General features: G+C 59.9%; 19 protein-coding genes. 3 read left to right on the top strand and 16 right to left on the bottom strand.

Annotated elements, in window-relative coordinates; genetic code table 11:
- Positions 1-159: 159 nt before the first annotated feature.
- On the bottom strand, positions 160-903 hold the full coding sequence (locus M1D68_RS05810) for a tRNA-uridine aminocarboxypropyltransferase (protein WP_457969613.1): 744 nt from the start codon (positions 901-903) through the stop codon (positions 160-162).
- Between the two features lie 183 nt (positions 904-1,086).
- On the opposite strand from M1D68_RS05810, the gene M1D68_RS05805 reads away from it, so the two are divergent.
- Entirely contained in the window at positions 1,087-1,509 is a 423-nt protein-coding gene (locus M1D68_RS05805) for a quorum-sensing-regulated virulence factor family protein (RefSeq protein WP_420764286.1), read from the top strand.
- On the opposite strand, the gene M1D68_RS05800 is transcribed toward M1D68_RS05805, so the two are convergent.
- On the bottom strand, positions 1,510-1,704 hold the full coding sequence (locus M1D68_RS05800; RefSeq protein WP_420764285.1) for a hypothetical protein: 195 nt from the start codon (positions 1,702-1,704) through the stop codon (positions 1,510-1,512).
- A 500-nt stretch (positions 1,705-2,204) separates the two neighbouring features.
- Here M1D68_RS05800 and M1D68_RS05795 point away from each other — a divergent pair, with 500 nt between their 5' ends.
- Positions 2,205-3,323: an LOG family protein gene (locus M1D68_RS05795; protein ID WP_457969611.1), complete on the top strand. Its 1,119-nt coding sequence runs from the start codon at positions 2,205-2,207 to the stop codon at positions 3,321-3,323.
- 42 nt (positions 3,324-3,365) lie between these two features.
- Here M1D68_RS05795 and recX read toward each other — a convergent pair whose 3' ends face one another.
- From recX to M1D68_RS05770, 5 genes are all read right to left on the bottom strand, one after another.
- Positions 3,366-3,833, bottom strand: a complete 468-nt coding sequence (gene recX / locus M1D68_RS05790; RefSeq protein ID WP_457969609.1) for a recombination regulator RecX — start codon at positions 3,831-3,833, stop codon at positions 3,366-3,368.
- A gap of 8 nt (positions 3,834-3,841) precedes the next feature.
- Entirely contained in the window at positions 3,842-4,894 is a 1,053-nt protein-coding gene (gene recA / locus M1D68_RS05785; protein WP_420764282.1) for a recombinase RecA, read from the bottom strand.
- Positions 4,895-4,977: 83 nt separating this feature from the next.
- Positions 4,978-5,478 (bottom strand): CinA family protein, encoded by a 501-nt coding sequence (locus tag M1D68_RS05780; RefSeq protein WP_457969607.1) that lies wholly within the window; start codon positions 5,476-5,478, stop codon positions 4,978-4,980.
- Positions 5,479-5,548: 70 nt separating this feature from the next.
- Positions 5,549-6,064, bottom strand: coding sequence for a lysis system i-spanin subunit Rz (locus M1D68_RS05775; protein WP_434609880.1), 516 nt, complete (start codon positions 6,062-6,064; stop codon positions 5,549-5,551).
- Positions 6,061-6,606, bottom strand: a complete 546-nt coding sequence (locus tag M1D68_RS05770; RefSeq protein ID WP_420764279.1) for a glycoside hydrolase family 19 protein — start codon at positions 6,604-6,606, stop codon at positions 6,061-6,063. Before M1D68_RS05770 ends, M1D68_RS05775 begins: the two co-directional genes overlap by 4 nt.
- 59 nt (positions 6,607-6,665) lie before the next feature.
- On the opposite strand from M1D68_RS05770, the gene M1D68_RS05765 reads away from it, so the two are divergent.
- A complete protein-coding gene (locus tag M1D68_RS05765) occupies positions 6,666-7,478 on the top strand; it encodes a lipopolysaccharide biosynthesis protein (protein WP_420764278.1) in 813 nt (270 codons plus the stop codon).
- A gap of 23 nt (positions 7,479-7,501) precedes the next feature.
- Here the strand turns inward: M1D68_RS05765 and M1D68_RS05760 are convergent, their stop codons facing one another.
- From M1D68_RS05760 to M1D68_RS05720, 9 genes are all read right to left on the bottom strand, one after another.
- Positions 7,502-8,518 carry a phage late control D family protein gene (locus M1D68_RS05760; RefSeq protein WP_434562582.1) on the bottom strand — a complete coding sequence of 339 codons (1,017 nt, stop codon included), beginning with the start codon at positions 8,516-8,518 and terminating at the stop codon, positions 7,502-7,504.
- A 9-nt stretch (positions 8,519-8,527) separates the two neighbouring features.
- Entirely contained in the window at positions 8,528-8,740 is a 213-nt protein-coding gene (locus M1D68_RS05755) for a tail protein X (RefSeq protein ID WP_420764276.1), read from the bottom strand.
- Positions 8,733-9,116, bottom strand: coding sequence for a phage tail protein (locus M1D68_RS05750; protein WP_420764275.1), 384 nt, complete (start codon positions 9,114-9,116; stop codon positions 8,733-8,735). The genes M1D68_RS05755 and M1D68_RS05750 overlap by 8 nt, the downstream gene beginning before the upstream one ends.
- Positions 9,116-11,026: a phage tail tape measure protein gene (locus M1D68_RS05745; protein WP_457969604.1), complete on the bottom strand. Its 1,911-nt coding sequence runs from the start codon at positions 11,024-11,026 to the stop codon at positions 9,116-9,118. Before M1D68_RS05745 ends, M1D68_RS05750 begins: the two co-directional genes overlap by 1 nt.
- A 257-nt stretch (positions 11,027-11,283) precedes the next feature.
- The gene (locus tag M1D68_RS05740; RefSeq protein WP_434562578.1) at positions 11,284-11,850 is read right to left on the bottom strand and encodes a phage tail assembly protein; all 567 of its coding nucleotides are present in this window, start codon (positions 11,848-11,850) and stop codon (positions 11,284-11,286) included.
- A 150-nt stretch (positions 11,851-12,000) separates the two neighbouring features.
- Positions 12,001-12,507 (bottom strand): phage major tail tube protein, encoded by a 507-nt coding sequence (locus M1D68_RS05735; protein ID WP_434675293.1) that lies wholly within the window; start codon positions 12,505-12,507, stop codon positions 12,001-12,003.
- Positions 12,507-13,673, bottom strand: coding sequence for a phage tail protein (locus M1D68_RS05730; RefSeq protein WP_457969601.1), 1,167 nt, complete (start codon positions 13,671-13,673; stop codon positions 12,507-12,509). The genes M1D68_RS05735 and M1D68_RS05730 overlap by 1 nt, the downstream gene beginning before the upstream one ends.
- Positions 13,674-13,675: 2 nt before the next feature.
- Positions 13,676-13,903: a hypothetical protein gene (locus M1D68_RS05725; protein WP_434609869.1), complete on the bottom strand. Its 228-nt coding sequence runs from the start codon at positions 13,901-13,903 to the stop codon at positions 13,676-13,678.
- 86 nt (positions 13,904-13,989) lie between these two features.
- Positions 13,990-14,247 carry a tail fiber assembly protein gene (locus tag M1D68_RS05720; RefSeq protein WP_434609867.1) on the bottom strand — a complete coding sequence of 86 codons (258 nt, stop codon included), beginning with the start codon at positions 14,245-14,247 and terminating at the stop codon, positions 13,990-13,992.
- Positions 14,248-14,252 lie beyond the last annotated feature (5 nt).

Raw genomic sequence — 14,252 nt, 5'->3', positions numbered from 1 at the left:
AACTCAAGATAACGCCATTCAGCGTTATCCACAGGGGCACGTTCAACGCCAATCACAGCGTCTTAAACTCCGGCCGCACCCTGGTCGGCGCCAAGCATGCCCAGCGAAACCGGGGTGGTCAAGCTGCACGGCCACCGCTGTACCCAGTATGGGCCACTATTAGGCCAACGCCGCCTGAGCCGAGCGGACAAAGGGCAGCAGTTCGGCATGGGCCGGAGTCGACACGTTCACTTCCTGCTGACGCTTGGCGCCGAGGTAATGCTGGCTGAACACATCGAAATAGGCGCCCAGGGCCGACGCCGCGTCGCTATCGCCCGCCAGCTCAAGGCACAGCGCCGCGACCTCGGCGGTGCACAGGTGCTCACTGCGTGTGGAGCGCCGCAAGCGATAGCGCGACAGCCTGTCGGGCAGCAGGCTCAAGATGGGCAGCCGGTCAAAGTAAGGACTTTTACGGAACATCTTGCGCGCTTCCGTCCAAGTGGCATCCAGCAAGATGAACAAGGGACGCTTGCCCCGAGCCAGATCAACCGTGTGGGTTACCCGGGTGGGTTCGACATACTCACCTGGAAATACCAGGTACGGTTGCCATTGTGGATCGTTCAACAAAGCCAGGAGTTGCTCATCGACATCAGTGCGCGACCAGATGAAGGCATGGTTATCCCGTACCACATCGGCGATCAGCCAGCCCGTATTGCTCGGCTTGAAGACTTCCTTATTGGTCATGATCAGGCAGACGCCGGAACGGGTCTCGACGCTCGGACGCCAGGCACACAAGCAATGGCTCTCGATCACTCGACAGGCGCCACAACGGGGCGCGCGCCACCCTCGGGCCTGGAGCGGCTTGATGCCTTCATCGACGCGTTGGTCGCGCAAGCGGGCTACGGCGTTGGAAGCACAGCTCATCGCGGGCAACGCCCGCAGACAGGAAAACTTGACACGAACCACACTCGCAAGGGCAATGAAGACCGGCAGTCTACCAGAGCGCGCAAACCTGTACCGTCTACCCGGGCTTCCCTATAATCGCCGCCACTGAACGCACAGTCACGTGACCGGTCGAACCACCAGTTACTGAACCAGGAGAGTTTCATGCTGCGCCTTATCGTTCCAACCGTTGCCGTTCTGCTGGCGACGTCCATCAGCGCTCAGGCTGCGTCGCTGAAAGAACTCGAACTGAACAAGATGCTGCAGAACGTTGCCAAGCAAAGCAGTGTCGGCACGCCGCGCGCGATCAACGAAGACATTCTTGACCAGGGCTACACCGTCGAAGGCACCGAGCTGATCAACCATCTCAGCGTCCAAAGCAGCCATGCGCAAAAAATGCGCGCGGATCCCAAGGCGGTTTATTTCCAGCTGGGCTCCACGGTGTGCACCAATCCAGGGTTCCGCAAACTGATGGCCAAGGGCGCGACCATGCGCTACGAGTTCACCGAAGTGAAGACCAACCGTCCGGTCGCCAGCGAACGTTTCCAGGAATCGGATTGCCCGAAACCGGCCAAGACCAAGAAATAATCAACCCGCGCGCGCGCGCCGCTGCTCTTCGTCGGCGCGCAGTTCCGCCACCAGCGCCTGCAAATAGCGTGAGCGCCATTCCCGACCTTCCAGCCGACGGCAACATTCCTCTTCCAGGCTTACCCGATTGGCTTGAGCCGCTTCCAACAACATCAAATACAACTGCCCTTCGAGCTCCAGCGTTACCCTGGTCATTTCTCCCGCCTCCCTGCCCATCAATGCAGCATTTCATCGCGCGGACGCCCAGCCCTGGACGTCGAACTACGTTGGCACGCCTTTTATGGAGTAAATCAGAGCGGTACGCACCCAGCCGGTGAGCTGACGAGCGGTACGGTCCGACGTCATTACTGAACCCATCGCGAGCGACCGATGAGCGTAGGACTACGGGGAAATGTTGCAAACGTTCACATTCGAGCGCCATGATCTGGACAGCGAAGTTCACCGCCAGAGGCTAGATTCAACGTATCGTTTTTACTGGGCAGAAAGAGGCTGCCCTCGCCAATAAGCGATGTTCAACCGTTTTTCATCCAAGGGAAACAGCAGGACCCGTTGGATGGCTTGGCCGCCTTGCTGCAGATTACGTCGAGCCAGGTTTACGCCCGGGCACGCGCCCGGACTCACAACGGCACAGGAAGTGTCGTGGCCCTGATGAATCTCTCGTCAGGACCGGGGTCCTGTTCAGAAGGAGAAGCTGAATGCCTTACAAACCGAATGACCTGCTCAGCCGTCATTTTGAGAACCATGGCCACGACCTCACCCGCAAGGTCGAAGAGCAACTCAACCTGGTATCGCCCAACAGCCCCAACCTCCCCATCTACCGCGACATGATCCTGACTGTGCTGCGCATGGCCCAGGAAGATCACAACCGCTGGAATGCGAAGATCACGCTTCAGGCCCTTCGGGAACTGGAACATGCGTTTCGAACGCTGGAACAATTCAAAGGGCGCCGCAAGGTTACGGTCTTCGGCTCGGCCCGAACGCCCATCGAACACCCTTTGTATGGCTTGGCACGGGAGCTGGGAGCGGCGCTGGCTCGGTCAGACATGATGGTGATCACCGGCGCAGGCGGCGGGATCATGGCCGCGGCCCATGAAGGCGCGGGCCGCGAGCACAGCCTGGGATTCAACATCACCCTGCCCTTCGAGCAGCATGCGAACCCGACCGTCGAAGGGACGCAGAACCTGTTGCCGTTCCATTTCTTCTTCACTCGCAAGCTTTTTTTCGTCAAGGAAGCCGATGCCTTGGTGCTGTGCCCCGGCGGTTTCGGCACTCTTGACGAAGCATTGGAGGTCCTGACGCTGGTGCAGACGGGCAAAAGCCCATTGGTACCGGTGGTGTTGCTGGACGTGCCCGGAGGCAAGTTCTGGCAGAGCGCCCTGGACTTTATCCGCGAACAATTGGAGGAAAACCGCTACATCCTGCCGACCGACATGAAGTTGATGCGCCTGGTGTACTGCGCCGAGGACGCTGTGGAGGAAATCAACCAGTTCTACCGTAACTTCCATTCCAGCCGCTGGCTCAAGCATCAGTTCGTGATCCGCATGAATCATGAACTCAGTGAACAAGCACTGCAACAAATGCAGGCCGAGTTCGCCGACCTGTGCCTGAATGACTGTTTCCATCAGCACGCTTACAACGGCGAAGAACCCGAGGAAGCGCCCTTCAGTCATCTGACGCGATTGGCATTTACGTTCAACGCCCGTGACCACGGTCGTTTAAGGGAATTGGTGGACTACATCAACCTGCCGGAAAACTGGGCCCAACCCACCGCCAAGGCCCACCCCCTGACTTGGGAGCCGATCAAGGTAACGTGAGCCCATAAAAAAACGGCCCGCTATCGACATAGCGGGCCGTTTTTAGTCGTCCATGCTGCGACCACTGAACAAGCGGTTGATCATTTCCATGGAATAGCCTCGATACGCCAGGAAACGCCCTTGCTTGGCACGCTCCCGAATGTCGATAGGCAAATGTCCCGAAAACTTGCGGCGCCAGGTCTCAGCTAACTGTTGCTGCCAATCGATACCGCTCTCGCGCAAGGCTGATTCGATATCCGCTCGTTGCAACCCGCGTTGGCCAAGCTCTTCACGAATGCGCACCGGACCGTAGCCGGAGCGGGCGCGATAAGAGACGAAGCTCTCGAGGTACCGCGCTTCCGACAACAGCCCCTCTTCCGTCAAACGGTCAAGAGCGGCGTCGATCAACTCATCAGGAGCCCCGCGTTGACGCAGTTTACGCGTCAGCTCCACACGACCGTGCTCGCGCCTGGCGAGCAGGTCCATCGCAGCTCGCCGCACCGCGACGAGGGTATCGAGTACGGCGGTCATCGGATCAATCAGATATCAGCGTCGGCCAGGTCGTCGGCAGTCTCGCGGTTGGCCACGGCTTTGACGTCCGCCACCGGGCTCAACAGCTTGTCACGCAGTTGCTTCTCGAGGGCTGCCGCGACTTCCGGGTTGTCCGCCAGGAATTTGGCCGAGTTGGCCTTGCCCTGACCGATCTTGGTGCCGTTGTAGGCATACCAGGCGCCCGACTTCTCGACGAAACCGTGCAGCACACCCAGATCGATCATTTCGCCGTTGAGGTAGATACCCTTGCCGTACAGGATCTGGAACTCAGCCTGACGGAACGGCGATGCCACCTTGTTCTTCACAACCTTGACGCGGGTTTCGCTGCCGACAACCTCATCACCTTCTTTCACCGCGCCAGTACGACGGATGTCCAGGCGAACCGAGGCGTAGAACTTCAACGCGTTACCACCGGTGGTGGTTTCAGGGCTGCCGAACATCACGCCGATCTTCATGCGGATCTGGTTGATGAAGATCACCAGGCAGTTGGCGTTCTTGATGTTACCGGTGATCTTGCGCAAGGCCTGGGACATCAGGCGAGCCTGCAGACCCACGTGCGTGTCGCCCATCTCACCTTCGATTTCCGCTTTCGGTACCAGGGCCGCCACGGAGTCGACGATGATCACGTCAACTGCGTTGGAGCGCACCAGCATGTCGGTGATCTCCAAGGCCTGCTCGCCGGTGTCCGGTTGGGAGACCAGCAGGTCATCGACGTTGACGCCCAGCTTGCCGGCGTATTCCGGGTCCAAGGCGTGTTCGGCGTCGACGAAGGCGCAGGTAGCGCCCGCTTTTTGAGCCTGGGCGATCACGGACAGCGTCAGCGTGGTCTTACCGGAAGATTCGGGACCGTAGATTTCAACAATACGACCTTTTGGCAAGCCGCCGATGCCAAGCGCGATGTCCAGGCCCAGGGAGCCGGTGGAGATGGAGGGAATAGCCTGGCGGTCCTGATCGCCCATACGCATTACGGCACCCTTGCCGAATTGACGTTCGATCTGACCCAAGGCCGCAGCCAAGGCTTTCTTCTTGTTGTCGTCCATTAAAGTCCTCACGTAATCAATAAGGCCTGACGGCCAACACCTGTATAAGTAGCCAGTATTATTCCACAGCGATCGGGGATCGCCTACCCCTGATTTGAGATTTCTGCGGCGGCATGTTGTAACAGCCCGTCTAGCGCGGCCTTCACCGTTTGTCGGCGGACCTCGTCGCGGTTGCCAGGTAAGAATTTCTGCTCGCTGTACACCGCCTCGCCAACACCCCAGGCAAGCCACACCGTGCCCACCGGCTTGCTCGGCGAGCCCCCGTCCGGCCCGGCCACGCCGCTGACCGCCACGGCAAACCGAGCCAGGCTTTTCTGCTGGGCGCCGCGCACCATGGCCTCCACCACCTCGCGACTGACCGCGCCGACTTTGTCGAACAGCTCTACGGGAACACCCAACTGCTGGGTTTTCTGGCGATTGGAATACGTGACAAAACCGGCCTCGAACCAGGCCGAGCTCCCCGGAATCCGAGTGATTGCCTCGGCGATCCCCCCGCCGGTGCAAGACTCGGCCGTGGTGACATGGGCATTTAGCACCTGCAAGCGCCTACCCAATTCAGCGGCCAGTTCAGTGATGTCGTCCACGCTGCTCTCCTGATTCGACGCAATGGGCCCTACCGTACACGAGCAATCGCCGCTTGCAAGACTCGGCGGATTACCGGCCCAGCGCCCTGACATACGCCTGGCAGGCCTGCAAGGCAATCAGTCCACGGTCGCCCGCGTCGGTGATGGCGATAATTCGTTGAGCATGCGCCGGGTCAAGTCGGGCGCGTGAGGCGCCATGATCCACGCCGCCGGTGCCGGTGGTGGCAGGCACTGTACAACCGGCGGCGACATCGTCGGCGTCGAGGAGGACTGACAGCCGGACATTGGCAGTAGCAAGGCGATCGCGCAGGCGATCCTGATCACGTTGGGCATCGCTCAGGGCTCGGTAATGGGTTTGTTCGCTGGTGGAGAGTTGTTGTTCCAGGGCGAGGCGTTTCTGTGTTTCCTTATGCTGGGAAGCCGCAGCTGCCGCGGTCATCTGCTTTAAGGTCTCGGCCTGCGCCCGCGCTTGCTCGGCCAAGACCCTGCCGTAACGCCAATCCTGGACCTTCCATGCCATGCTGGTCGCCAGGAGTAAAAGCCCCAATACTGTGATGGGAAAGAACCTCAACAGCGCCGGATTCATCCCAACACCTGCAACGCCCGCCCATGCAAGGCCCGCCGCTGCGCCGCGCCATTCTGGCCGCCATTGATCCGCTGCGTGATGGCGTCGAATCGACCAGCATCAGCGAGAGAATTAAGCCCATGCGACGCCCAGAACCACGCAGCCGAAAGCGCGGCCCATCGCGGCAGCTCCAGCAATGCAGGCTGCTCCATCAGATCCAGACTCAAGGCTTTACCGCAGGCCTGGTAATTAGCCCGCCCGGTGATCTGGATCAGACCTCGCCCACGGTATTTTTGCCCGTCGCCATCGGCTTCGGGGGAGTTGCCCAGGCACGAAGCCAATCGGCCAGTGTCATACTTTGATAAATAAACATCGTTGCCTAGCTCCCGTACGTGCCGCAGCTGGCCGGACTCGTGCCCCACCTGCGCAATGAATGCGGCGGCACGCTTGGGGCCGATGATCTGGTAAAGCTCCATGGCAGTGCCTAGGAGAGGTGCAAAAACGCCGGCATTGTCGCCGGCGTTTGGGAGGATACGCAGTAGTTGGGCTGGGGTGATGAACATGGCGCTCTCTTTAACGCGAATGAATACAACAACGATCATTGACTAACGGAATGGAATGAATGAGCAGGCGAAGTAGTTTTGAGAAATCGCTCATTACGGAGTCATCGTTTACACCGTTTGAAAACATGAGCTTTAGCGAATGTAGGAATGTAAAAAGTGGACCGGTTTTCATCATCGCCTCGGGCAACTCAGCGAAGGGCTTTCCGCTGGAGGAGTTTTCAGCCGTACCCATGATTACCATGAACGGCGCTATATCCATGTTCAGCCAAGCGCATACAAAACCCTTTTTTTACATCTGCTCCGATACCCACTTCCCGCTCCAGCAGCCCGATCTTTTTGCAACCGCTATGCGGCTCAGTGAGAACGTTGCCTTATGGGAGGACCAGTTCGACATCGTCCAAGCTAAGCCAAGCGGGCGAGCCTTCGGCTTGAAAAAAGCTCCCAGGGCCTCGATCTGCTCCACGTTATTCAACCCGCAGAAGTCTCTCGTCAGGTACAGATCTCTTTTTAGCAAGCGAAGCAAAGACATCGGCTTCAGCAAAAATATGACCCTCGGTTGCTTCGATGCCAGGACGGTGATGTATTTGGCCTTACAGGTCGCCTACCATCTGGGCTTCAATAGGGTTTTCCTTGTAGGTTTCGACTTGGACCAAGCGGCCGGCCGATTCTATGAAACGGTCGAAAGCAAACGCTCGCCCTGCGGGTTGGATCAGCATTACAAGACTCGCATCCTGCCTTCTCTAAAACTGATGTCCAAGCAGATCATTGATGATGATTTTCAGGTGTATAACTTGTCCGCGACCTCAAGGGTGCCGGCAGATATCATCAAAAAAATCAGTCTCGACGACGCACGGCGAATGCTACGTAACTGAATGCTGGCCCCTCCAAGCCCCGGTCACGCTCTTGCATCCAGGCAAGTCGCCTCAACGCTGCAGCGGTAGCTTTTCTCCCGGCTACCGCTGGCGGTGACCTTGTCGATCGACCAGCGACCGCGCATGAAATCGGGCCAGGAAGGATCGAGCAGCACGATGCCCTCGGCGGACAGCCCCGGGTTACCCGGGCATTCGATCGTCACCTTGAGGGCCTCGCGCAGCATCCGGCGCACCTCGCCTTCGCCGGCGGCGCGGGCCTCTTCTGCGCTCTGGAAGCGCTGGCGCAGGGTCTTGAACGGCGCGATGCCGCTCTCCTCGACCCGCAGCTTGCCCGCCGCCGCATCCCACCAACAGGTCTTGCAACCCTCGTACTTCGCCCGCGCGGTTTCATCCAGCTTGGCCGAAATGAAAGCGTGGTCGCCCGGGCGGTTGTTCGTCGTCACCGACAGCCTTATCTCGGGCAGGACCTTGCCCGACAACGACTTCGCCTGACCGCGCCGGGCCAGCACATACAACTCGTTGACTGGTTTGGCCACAGCGTCATAACGATGGGCCAGGCGGGTCAGCAAGCCCATGTCGGTTTCGTTGGTTTGGTCAATGTGCTCGACTTTAATCAGCGAAAGCTCCGGCGCCACACGGGGCGAGAACCCGTGCCTGGACGTCAGCTCCCGAAACAACGCCCCCAGGGTCGTCGGGCCATGGCTGATGGATCGGCGCTGCTTGAAGCCCGTCTGGTCAGCCGCGCTGAACGGCGCCGCCATGGCCACCAGAACGAGTTGCAGAGGAAACAACAACGGCGTGCGCCGAGTGATGACAAACTCGCCTTTGTCCACCAGCCCCGATTCAAGATAACCGACCCGCAGGCCGATTTTCCCGCCCAGGCTTGGCAACCCTTCGAGTCCGTCCAGGCTGATGGTGAGCGTCAATTGATCGGACTCGATCCCCGCCGCGTCGACGTGGCTCCAACCGAGCAGGCGTTCGTTGAGCAGCGCGGCGTTCGCACCATAAATTTCCACCGCAGGCGTGAAACCCAATGACATGTCACCTCCTTAATCCCAGGCCGAAACCGGAGGGATCGCCACGGGCTTGAGATCCACTTCCGGCAGGACAATCCATACGCCCGCCGGCAATACCGGGCCCCATTGCGCCAACCCCGGATTTAGCAGCCAGAGCGCCTCCTCAACGAGGTCGTCACAGCGCTCAAGCTCGCGGTACAGCAACAGATTCACCGAATCACCGGCGATACTTCGAACCCTACGCATTGGCGAACTCCGTCAAATCAATCACCCAACCGACCACCATCGCCGTGCCATCGTCGATGACCTCGGTCTGGGTCTCCGACACCTTGTTGATCTGCCACAGCCCCCAGTTGCGACCGATGCCATCGACCAATGGCAAAGGGATGCGCAAGGCTTGCAGTGCTCGCAATTCATCGAGGCGATCCATGGCGGTCGCATACATCGATTTGCCGGTGATCGTCAGCCCTTGCAAGCCTTGCCCGACCTGACTGGACCTGGGTTTGCTGGTGAGGATGTCGATGTTTTTCCAGCCACCGTCCGAGGTGCGAACCAGCGAGTGATAAGCGAAGTTGCGGGAGAGGCCGAAAATGAAATTGCCCAACGCCATTTGTTGACGCATCACGTACCTCCGTCCGTCAGGGCCGCGTCACTGCGCATGGCGAGTGAGTTGGGCATGAGTTGGAATTGGCTGCTGATTTGTTGCACCACCAGGTTCGCCAATTGGGCGGCACTGGCCTGATCCTGGCCGTTGATGTAGATGTTTGCGGTCAGGGTGTTTTGCTGGGTGGTTGCCTGGGTGCCGTGCAGGTCTTCGCTGACCTGCTCTGGGGCGGCGAGCCTGTCGGCGGGCGTGGCGAGTTTGTCACCCAGCCAGGACCCCGCCTCCCTGCCCATCCAGCTTCCCGTCAGGCCGCCAACAAGCGCGCCGATCGCTCCACCGAGGACGGTGCCGATGCCCGGACCGAAAAAGGTGCCAATCGTAGCGCCTGCCGACGCGCCCGCCCAGCCGCCGCCAGCGGCCCCCAGGCCCTCTCCGATCATTCCGCCGTCCCCATTGATCGCGCCCTCGACGACCTCAGCGGCGGCACCTAAAACCATCGCTTTGGGCATTAAACGAGTCACCGTACGCAATGAACTGGTCACGCCTTGCAGGGAGCGGCCGGCGCTCACGCCACCCTCGGCCTTCGCAGCGCTCGTCGGCTCCAAAATTCGCTTGGCCGCTCGACTGCCCAATTCATCCGTGAGGGCCTTGAGCAACGCCCCCACCAGCGGCTTGATCGCCGCGCCGACCAGCACAATGGCGGCGGCGGCTTTAGGTGAGGTTTCGGCTAACTCGCTCATGTCATCGTTCAACGACCCGAGCCATTGCAGCGAGCTGTCCACAACGGGTGTCACGGCATTGCCAGCGGCCGCCGACAAACGCTCATTGCTGGCGTTGAAGACGTTCCACCGACCTTGCTGGGTGTTCGACAACGCCAACGCATCCTGCCGCACCGAGCCCTTGTCACCCAATAGCGACGTGGCGTAGTGGGCCGGGTCTTTCACCTGCCAGAACGCTGCGTTCACATCGTCAAGCTTCTGCGCCATGCGTAGCACCGCTTGGTCGCCCACGCCAAACAGCGAAGCGGCGAGGTTCGGGCGCTGGTCCACAGGCTGCGCATTCAAGGCCGCCAATACCGACATCACCGTACCAGGCGCTGCGTCTTTGTCACGCAGCCCACTCGCCACTTCCTCTGGGTCAAGCCGCAACTGCTTCCAGGCTGCCTGCTCGGTCGCGGAGGCCTGATTGCCCTTGCCCAAAGCCTTCGCGAAGCTATCCAGCGCGGCGCCGGCTTCAGCTTGTTGCGAACCGGTGTTGAGCAACGCCGCCGTCAACGCTGCGGCTTGCGCTGGTTGCAAACCCGCCGACATCGCGGCCGCACCGTCACGCTGCAACACGGTACCGATCTCACTGGCTTTCGCACCGCCGGGGAGCTTGCCGAGGTGGTTGGTTGCATCCGCCAGGTCAAACGCTTTTTCAGCGCTGAGTTTCATGGCGGTGCGCCAGCCGAGCAGCATCTCGGCGGCTTCCATGGCCGGCATCTTGAATGTGGATGCCGTCACCCCTGCATCACTGGCAAAGCGCAACAGTGCCAATTGCCGGTCCGAGGCATTGGGCAGATCGCTGCTGATTCCCGCCCTGGCCGCCAGGCTTTCCATCCTCACGACATCAACCGCCGTGGTCCCGCCGGCCGCCACCAATGGCGCGCTGGCGATGCGCTGGGTGGGCTCAGCCATCTCGGCAATCTGGCGAGGGCCGAATTGGGTGGCCATCTTCAGATCGGCAATGGCTGAATCCATCGCTATCGCGGGTTTCAGCAGTTCTGGTGGCTCAATACCGCCGGCCGGCTGACCCTTCGGTTCCTTGGCTGTTTCGCCCTTGGCGCCGGTTCCCATTGCCTGGGAAAACAATCGCTGCGCCGAAAGCTTGACGGTCAGCGACTCGATTGCCGTGGTCAGTCGGCCGAGCTTGAGCCCAAGGTTTTCCATCGCGAGGCTCAGTCCTGGCAGCCGATCCCCAGCGGAGATGATCACACTGCTCGCAGGGTTCGTATTTGAGGCCGCCGACCCACTCTCAGTGAAGGCTGCGTATCTGAGCGAATATCTATCGTCCGCCATCCCGCTCTACTCCTGTTTCACGCCAAGGCGAGTGATCGCGATGCCGTATCGGCGCAAGGCCTTGCCGGCGTCCCACTCCAGGATTTCCGCTTCACTTACCGAGTAAATGAGCGGCACCACATCGAGGATCACTTCGATGTCGCGCTCCGAAAGAAGTCCGCCGGTTTGTTTAAAAAATCGTCGATGCGCACCTGAAGTTGCGTCCAGTCAGGCACTGTCAGCGAGGCCAGATCGGGCAGCATCAGGCCGGTGCAATGGGCCGTGATGAACTCGGCGCGTTCCTTGGCCGTCTTCAGTTTCTTCATCGCCTTGGTGGCCCGCAGAACCGGCATTTCCAGGGTCAATGAGGTCAGGCTGCGGCCCGCGACGTCGAGTGGTTGCAGCAGCGGCACCTGGTCAGGATCGGCCTGTGGGTCATCCAGAAAATACGACGCCGGGCGCGTGGACATTTCGTGCACGTACTGGGCGATGCTCACGTAATCCGGACGCTTGAGCTGATCGAGTTCCTTGCCCGACAGGCCGGTGGCCAATTTGGCCAATTCGAAGAATTGCTCGTCTTCGTCATCGCCGGCACGGGCCAAGGCGTCTTTTTGCGCGGCGTAGTACAGCGGCCTGAGTTGCAGTTGCTCGAGCTGCGAACCGTCGTCATCGGTGATCGGCGATAACAGCTCAAGGGTGGGAGGCATCCAGGACATAAAATCAATTCCTTGAAAAATCGGGGATCCCCTGGGGGAGCGAGCTTGCTCGCGATGGCGACGGTTCATTCAATATCAAGGTGTCTGACACTCCGCTATCGCGAGCAAGCTCGCTCCCACAGGGATTGCATCTAGCCGGCTGGCAACTGCTTAAGGCAGCAACACCGCACGACGCGCATCGCCAAGAATGTCGACGCCGTTGAGCACGAACTTCTGGGTGCGCACGTCGATGTCGATCACTGGGATGCCGTTTTCCAGGCGGCTGTAGGTGCGGCAGGACAGCTCCAGGGTGGTGGTGGGCGTCTCGTTCATTTTCAGGGTGGCTTCGTCGAGGGATTTCAACTTGCCGCCCACAGTGTGGTAGGTGAACCAGGTATTGCCGTCCTGATCCTGGCCCGCCTCGCGCACGTTCAGCAGGATGTCGTCTCCGACGCTCACGCCCAGCGCCAGCATGATTTCCGGGCCGACACCTTGCAGCACCAGTTTGGCTGTCAGCGCTTTGCCGCTCTTGGCCATTTCCTCGCCGATGAAGCGTCCGCCGCGCATTTCTTCCATTTCGAATTCAATTTTCGGCGGCGTGAATTCTTCCACGGTCGCCGACAACGGCAGGCCCTGCAGGGTGGCCGCAATGGCCTGTCTTACGCGGTTGGTAAACATTAGAGAACGTCCTCCAAAAACTGCTCGATGATTTCATCGCGGGCATTGAGTTGATAAATCATGTGTTCATTCGGCGCATAGCGGCCGTAGTCGATGACTACGTACCAGGTGCCGTTCTTGTACTTCTCGACGCTGTTCAGTTCCGGGTGCAGGTACACGCTGCCGCCAGGAATGGTTTCGTCGGCCACCAGGGTTTGCAGCCAGTCGTTGATGCGCTTGACCTCCTGGTCCATGAACGACTTGGTCAGGTTCTTGGCCATGGCTTTCTGGCCGGCCTTCACCAGCTTGCGGCTGATGGCGTCTTCCAGGCCGACGTAGCTGATGAACTTGCCGGTGATGGAACGGTTGCCCAGCAAAGAGAAGCCGCCGAGGATGGTGCGGGCGTAATAGCTGACGCCGTAGCGGTTGAGCAGATCGCCTTCGGTGGAGGTGTCGAGGATGTTGTATTCGACGGTGCGGGAAACGTCCTCGGCGAAGGTCACCTGATTGCCCGGACTCTCCCACTGCTTGACCTTGGCAAGTGCGGCGATGGCCAGGCTCGACGGGGCCAGGAAGACGTTTTTCTTCGCCGCCTTGGAGTACACCGCCGGCATGTTGTGCACCACCAGGCAACGGTCAAAACCGAGGTCGGCGCCGCCCAATTCCTGGCTGTAGGTCACTTGATCAGCGACCGAGGCGTCCTTGCCATCCAGCACCACACGGGCCTTGATGCGCTTGCCGAACGAAGCGAACTCGCCGGCCACGGCCTTGGTGCCGGTGAAGCCCGGCGCGCCGATGATCGTCAGGTCTTCGGCCACGCCACTCAACGCGGCCAGGCCCAACTTGCGCCCGGTCTGCGCCTCGATGCCGCCGATTACATTGTTCTGCGTGTCGGCCAGTGTCGCGCCCTCTTCGACGATGACCACATACACCGGAACCTTGACCACTTTGAGGATCTGGTACACCGGGTGGAACAACGTCCCGGCCTCGGCACCGCTCGGGTCGAGCTGGGCTTGAGTGGTAAAACTGTTGATGCGAAACGGGGTATTTTTCGGAATCAGCGGGTTGGCATTCGGCGCGGTGCCGACCAGCCCGATGACGTTGTCCCCCAGGCCACCCATGGCCTCGGGAGATTCGGTGGCATTGACGGTGATGCCGTTGTGCTCGAAGTTCAAAACCTCAGCCATGGTTATTCAGCCTTTTTGGTGGTGGCCTTTTTGGCCGGGGTGGTTGTGGTGGCTTGCGTGTCAGAAGCCGGCTCCTGCGAATTCAGGACGCTGGTCAGTTCGAGGCGACCGGCACTGCGCAACGCGCTGGCCTGAACATCCAACAAATCCAACGTCTGGCCGACGCTCGACCAGTGCCCACCGCCGGTAGGAAATGGCAGCAGCACGGTGTATTGCTTACGAACGGGCATCTACGGTCTCTCCAGATGCGAAAAACACAAAAGCCCCATGGCGGGGCTTAGTGCAGGCGAAAAAAAACCGCTCTCGCGGTCGTGGATTACTTGATGAAATCTGGCAGCACGGGCCAGAGCAGGCTGGACGGCTCCACATCCGTTTCGGGGATGTCTCGCAAGGCCTGGCGATAAGCCTTGATATCGGCGAGCTGGGTTTCTGTTGCGGGGAAGTCTGGTAATTGGGTGAAATCCGTGTCTCGCAACAGTTGATTACGACGCGTGCGAATGGCAGCCCATTCGATTTCAGGCGACGGTACGGCAAGTGGAATTTCGGGTATGTCATTGTTGGACAGATCAGACATGTTCG

This window comes from Pseudomonas sp. R4-84 (genome assembly GCF_054130985.1).
This window is presented reverse-complemented; position numbering and strand designations above follow the sequence as displayed.

Bases quoted from the DNA above. Each gene is read 5' to 3' on its own strand.
- M1D68_RS05810 (WP_457969613.1), bottom strand. From the start codon at position 903: ATGAGCTGTGCTTCCAACGCCGTAGCCCGCTTGCGCGACCAACGCGTC.
- M1D68_RS05805 (WP_420764286.1), top strand. From the start codon at position 1,087: ATGCTGCGCCTTATCGTTCCAACCGTTGCCGTTCTGCTGGCGACGTCC.
- M1D68_RS05800 (WP_420764285.1), bottom strand. From the start codon at position 1,704: ATGACCAGGGTAACGCTGGAGCTCGAAGGGCAGTTGTATTTGATGTTG.
- M1D68_RS05795 (WP_457969611.1), top strand. From the start codon at position 2,205: ATGCCTTACAAACCGAATGACCTGCTCAGCCGTCATTTTGAGAACCAT.
- recX (WP_457969609.1), bottom strand. From the start codon at position 3,833: ATGACCGCCGTACTCGATACCCTCGTCGCGGTGCGGCGAGCTGCGATG.
- recA (WP_420764282.1), bottom strand. From the start codon at position 4,894: ATGGACGACAACAAGAAGAAAGCCTTGGCTGCGGCCTTGGGTCAGATC.
- M1D68_RS05775 (WP_434609880.1), bottom strand. From the start codon at position 6,064: ATGAATCCGGCGCTGTTGAGGTTCTTTCCCATCACAGTATTGGGGCTT.
- M1D68_RS05770 (WP_420764279.1), bottom strand. From the start codon at position 6,606: ATGTTCATCACCCCAGCCCAACTACTGCGTATCCTCCCAAACGCCGGC.
- M1D68_RS05765 (WP_420764278.1), top strand. From the start codon at position 6,666: ATGAGCAGGCGAAGTAGTTTTGAGAAATCGCTCATTACGGAGTCATCG.
- M1D68_RS05760 (WP_434562582.1), bottom strand. From the start codon at position 8,518: ATGTCATTGGGTTTCACGCCTGCGGTGGAAATTTATGGTGCGAACGCC.
- M1D68_RS05755 (WP_420764276.1), bottom strand. From the start codon at position 8,740: ATGCGTAGGGTTCGAAGTATCGCCGGTGATTCGGTGAATCTGTTGCTG.
- M1D68_RS05750 (WP_420764275.1), bottom strand. From the start codon at position 9,116: ATGCGTCAACAAATGGCGTTGGGCAATTTCATTTTCGGCCTCTCCCGC.
- M1D68_RS05745 (WP_457969604.1), bottom strand. From the start codon at position 11,026: ATGGAAAACCTTGGGCTCAAGCTCGGCCGACTGACCACGGCAATCGAG.
- M1D68_RS05740 (WP_434562578.1), bottom strand. From the start codon at position 11,850: ATGTCCTGGATGCCTCCCACCCTTGAGCTGTTATCGCCGATCACCGAT.
- M1D68_RS05735 (WP_434675293.1), bottom strand. From the start codon at position 12,507: ATGTTTACCAACCGCGTAAGACAGGCCATTGCGGCCACCCTGCAGGGC.
- M1D68_RS05730 (WP_457969601.1), bottom strand. From the start codon at position 13,673: ATGGCTGAGGTTTTGAACTTCGAGCACAACGGCATCACCGTCAATGCC.
- M1D68_RS05725 (WP_434609869.1), bottom strand. From the start codon at position 13,903: ATGCCCGTTCGTAAGCAATACACCGTGCTGCTGCCATTTCCTACCGGC.
- M1D68_RS05720 (WP_434609867.1), bottom strand. From the start codon at position 14,247: ATGTCTGATCTGTCCAACAATGACATACCCGAAATTCCACTTGCCGTA.